General features: G+C 61.4%; 2 protein-coding genes and 1 pseudogene. 1 reads left to right on the forward strand and 2 read right to left on the reverse strand.

What is annotated here, in order from left to right; translation table 11 throughout:
• Positions 1-688: 688 nt before the first annotated feature.
• Entirely contained in the window at positions 689-1,135 is a 447-nt protein-coding gene (locus QOC89_RS05760; RefSeq protein WP_323044148.1) for a hypothetical protein, read from the forward strand.
• A gap of 988 nt (positions 1,136-2,123) precedes the next feature.
• Here QOC89_RS05760 and QOC89_RS05765 read toward each other — a convergent pair.
• Positions 2,124-3,554, reverse strand: coding sequence for a response regulator (locus QOC89_RS05765; protein WP_323044149.1), 1,431 nt, complete (start codon positions 3,552-3,554; stop codon positions 2,124-2,126).
• 701 nt (positions 3,555-4,255) lie between these two features.
• Positions 4,256-5,009 (reverse strand): annotated as a pseudogene (locus QOC89_RS05770) (pyrrolo-quinoline quinone); the annotation flags it as partial.

A 5,009-nucleotide genomic window follows, 5' to 3' on the forward strand; every position in this document is an offset into this window, starting at 1 on the left:
TGATGGATGTGGTGTCGCAAAACGATATCCTCAATGATCTGTCGTGAGTTCGCTCCCAACGCTGCAGAGGAATTCCGTCAGGCAAGCTCAACCATCTCGATGATGCCGCTGTCCGAGAGTCAAGATCGGGGTTCGATTTTTTTGACGCTTGCAGACACTTGACGCGCACGTGCGGGTGGCCGGTTTCCGCTTCACAACCGTCCGAAGAACATTCACCAACCGACGCGCGAAAGCACGCGTCGCATGCGCGGATTTCCAGATCCAATCGCACGCGGGAATTGCTCTCCCGCTGTTTTAGCACCAATTTTGGCTTGTCTGCATCCCTAAGTGCGACAGGGAACATTGCACGCGGCCCTCGAGGCTGGAAAATACCCCATTGGCACGGCCGCCGCTGTCTGCCGGCTGGTAAGGTGACGATCGCCGTTGCGTACATACCAGCGAGGGGGACGGCCCGACTGGCGTGATCACTATCTCCGGCATCGCGGGCGGGCGACAGAGCCGAATGACATCGACGGCTGCAGATTCCAAATAGGCGCGTAGGCTAGACACCAGACTATGTCTCGCGGTGGTCCATAAGCGCGAGGCACGGGCGCCGTCGGTGAACGGGGCATCTGCGGTACGGCAATGAGTGACCGGGCTGTCCCCGGTGCATTTTTTTCGACCGTGATAGAGAGAGAGGAGAAACTACATGAACAACGTAGGAATCTGGATTCCTGTGATGGACCATTCGGACACCGCTCCGTATTCCCTATCACAGGTGAGTGACTGGATCGCAGAGAATTGTTTGACCCCGACGGTTCACGCTGCTTTACAGAGGGCGCTGGAAGAATTGCAGGATCGGTGGATCGCTCATCTACGCAACGACTATGGCGCGACCACGATCACTGACTCACTACGAGTGTTCTTCGAGCCTGTTAATGACCGTCTATTTGAAGTGCGTGCCTTCTCGACATTAGATGCCGCGGAAGCCCACCCGATCGAAACTGTCCACCGCTATGTCGGAATGGACGTCTATGCGCGCGCACGAACGGGACTCGTCTACGGCGTAGGAATGATCGAAACTCGCGTCGAGACCCGCGACATTGCACCTCCTTCACAGGACCTTTCCGGGCAGCGGATAGAGCTGGTACGTTAACGCTGACTGTTTTTGCATGAGCTTGCGTCGACGTTCGCTATCTGGAAGGCGTCGATAATCATGTGGTGGGCCTGAACCTCGCGGCGGGAGGCGCGGGGGTAAAGTCAAGGTGAAGCAAACCCTTCGACATGTCGGGGTCCAGCATGAAGTTCTGCGGAATAGACCTGCACTCGAACAACAGTGTGATCGTGGTCAGTGATGCCGAAGATCGGAGCGTACTGCAACGTCGCCTGCCGAATGATCTCGAGCCAATCTTCGCCGCCCTTGCACCTTACCGTGGCGACCTCGAGGGTGTGGTCGTGGAATCGACCTATCCCTGGATTGGTTAGAACGGCACCGCCCGCAACTGGCCCGAGGGCGCGCACCTTGGGTGCGCAAGCAGAATGCCCGGCCGAAACGAATCGTGAATCCCCGATTGCCAGCCGTCCAACGCTGCATAGCCACGGCTGCCGGATTCGCCGCCTTCACGGGCTACGTACCGGCGCGTCTGGCTGAGGCGCAGAGCGTTCATGGAGCGCCCGGGGAATGGCGCTTGGTCACCGCCATACTCACCCGAAGGAGACGTGGATAATCGGTGCTATTTCCGCGCGGACTGATGCGTAGCCGGGCCGGGAGACGGGATGTCGTCCCGGCACGTCTGCAGTCGTAACCGGCGACGGCCTGCCCGTCGGCCGTGCGCCGCAAACGGTGACCACGCCCGGAAGAGTGCTGCGGTACCGCCGATGACGGATGACGCTTTCTGACTCAGCACGGCGGTGCGGCACCGCGATGGTCGCTGCCGGGCACGGCCGACGAAAAGCGGCTTGACGTACGCGACGCTCTCCGCGCAAGACCCTTGATGAGTGGGTCATGGATGCACCGTGCTGCCACGACCCTTCACACCTCACTTGACGGCAACGAGCTTTCCTGCAATTCGGGCAAAAATCGGCGTGCAGGGTCCCGGCGCCGGAAAAAAAGCGCGACCGCTACCTTCGATGCACCAGCGCCGTCAACTGCTGGAGCGGGCGCGCCGGATCACGGTTTCAACCAGCTCACCCATTTCCACGGAGCCCGGGAACCATTCGTCCCATTGCGCCGGATCGGCATGATCGCCCTCGCGGTAGAGAGCAATAACAAACGGCCGCCCGGAACGTTCGCTCGAGGTGCTTAACGATTCGATCCCAGGGACCGCCTCGCGATCCCTCGACATGTTCGCCATCACCACGACCCGCGGGTGCGTAGACTTCGCGGCTCCGAGCGCTTCTGCCGGATCGACCGTGCACATCACTGTCATGCCGCGCGACGTCAGCATGGACGCGAGCCGCGAGAGCGTCTTCGGCTCGCTGTCGACCAGCAGCACGTCGAGCCGGGTTTCTGCCCGGCGCAGCGAGCGGGACACACTGGCGCGCTGGCGCGACGCATTCCACTTTCGTCGCAACAGGCGTTTCGTCGGCGTCGCAATGCAGGCAAGAAGATGGGCGCTGACTATCTGCCACCAGATATGGTCCAGTTTGAAATCAGCCATCCGGGCTTGCCGCTCGAGCATTCTTTTTCGACCCGGCAGGTGGAGCAGAGAACAGTGTCTGAACCACCGAAGGTCCCGGTGAGTATTTCCGGACCAGTGGCGACCGACCAGCTGATATGCCCCGACGTCGAGGATCTGATGTCCGCTGTCGGCTAGAAGGTTAAGCGCTGCGGAAATAAATGCTTCGTCGCCGTTGTGATTGAGCCTTTGCATTGCGAGGGTATAACGTTCAAAGCACTCGCGCGCACGAGGCATCAGCACCTGGATGAAGCTTGCTGAAACCAGAAGGCACTCGCCACCAAACCACCGCGGGTTGTTCAGGCGCTTTCCCGCCACGATTTCGAGATCGCCAACGACGCGCGCCGCTCCATACGCAAAAAATTCCTGGTCGGAGATGTCGAAGGCCCCCACACCGCTGCGGTAGCAGCGTCGCAATACGTCCTGATCAAGCTGTCGTAATGCGACCATATCCGTGTCGAGAAGCAGGACCAGCGTCCCCGCGCCCACGCATTTGCCGATCTGTTCCAGAAGATCGAGCTTGAAGTGGGCCGCATAGAAGCGGGTCGTTCTGGGCAGCGTCAATGATGGTGCAAGGTCGCGCAATTCCGGGCGCACCGACGCATCGACGCTGGCGAGATAGCGCTGTATCTCGCGGCGTGCATTCGTGACAATGGTGAGCGTGGGCATCCCGGCCGCGAGCAGGCTCCGGTTTAACGTTATCGCCTGTTCGACGTAGCAGAAGGGGTCAACGCGGGTGCAGTTAGGACTTCCCTTACCCTCCCTGTCGATATACACGAGTGCACATGGCATCACGTTGATCCGCAGCAGGTCGTTCGCATTCGCAGAGAGAGCCAGGCTGCCGCCGATGCCTGTGTCGAACAATGCTCTCCAGTCGTGGCGTTCTGCCTGAGCCATGCATTTCCCCTGTTGTCGCCCAACTTGAGCGATGCATTCCGAGACCAACTGGCAAGTGGTCATTGAATTAAATCTTGTTACGCCGCCGCCGTCCCGCGAACGCCAAAAGTTAGCGTTTTGCGGACTAGTCAACCGCATCGGATGCGGACCGCAGCGCCCACGCTCGGGCGTCCGTGCTCCCGAAGCAGCGTGAGGCGCCTGGCTGCGCTCAAAGTTATCGGCTCATAAGCGCCTTTTTCGTGCCCCAATTGCGATAGACGCTGCAATGTTGCACCGGCGCTTACCAGCCACCGCTATGCGTTGCGCCGCCATTGAACGAGGCAGCATGTGCTCGGACCCAAAGGTAGGCGGCATAGGTGTCGTCGTGTGCTGCAGGGAAACGACTCTCAGGACGGTCTACTGCGCTTGCAGTCGGGTGCCGCGTCGTGCTGGCGCCGCGATTCATTAGCACTCTTTCCACGGCATCTCCCGGCGTGCGCGGTACCCTTGCTGGTGCCACGGTAAGGGATCCGAACGGGCTTCGCGGCCCCGGCGGTTAGGGGTCCAGCACCGCCTGCATTCGCGGAGTCGGCGAGGCTCGACAAGTCGTCGCGCAGACTGCGCTCGTCCATGAGAACCTTTACATCGGATGCGTGTGGCTGAAAGGCTCACCGGGCGCCGTGATCCGGAAACCGGGTTCACCGACGGCAATCCCCCGGGTTTCAGTGCAACAGTCCAAATACCGCGACGCCATTCGTCGCGCCGACATACACGTGACCGTGCGCGATCATCGGCGTGATGAACTTGTTGCCCGCGCCGAACGCGTCGCGCGCCCCGGACCGGGTACTGTCGTACAGCTCCCGGCCGAGATCGCCCGCGTCGAAGGCATGCAGCCCGCCCGTGGCGCCGTTCTCCGCCGCCCAGACAATCCCGTTCGTCGCGCCGCTGGCCGAGATGCTCGGCGTCGCGCCCGGATAGGGAAACGTGCGGGGGCTGTGAGACGACGGCGTCGTCGCGAGTCGTGCCGCGCTCAGGGGAAAGGCCTTGAGAGTGTCGCCGACCGCGCCGAAGTACACGACGTTGTTGTAGTACGCCGGCATGCCGAAGACGCCTCCGGGCAACTGGCCATCGACTTCCTGCCAGATCAGGTTCGCACTGGTGTTGAACCTGCCCATCGCATCGCGATTGACCACATAGATTTGTGAGTCCTTGCCGGCACCCCAGCGCCAGAGGGCGGATCGTGCCGCTGGCATCGGCCAGGTCCGGCAGCACCAGTGCGCCACCGGAACCGAGGTCCGCATCCTGCGCGGACTGGGAGACCGTGTCGAAGGTCTCGAAGTAGTCGGCCACCGCGAGCGGCGGCGAGATCGACAGCCTGCGGAACGCGTTGCCATAGTCGCCGTTCACCGGGAAGCCTTGCGGGTTCAGCGTCGGATCGAAGGTGCCGTTTGCGTCGAGCAGGTAGAGCGAGGCGCC

The sequence above is a fragment of the Paraburkholderia sp. genome (assembly GCF_034668105.1).
GTDB lineage: Bacteria > Pseudomonadota > Gammaproteobacteria > Burkholderiales > Burkholderiaceae > Paraburkholderia.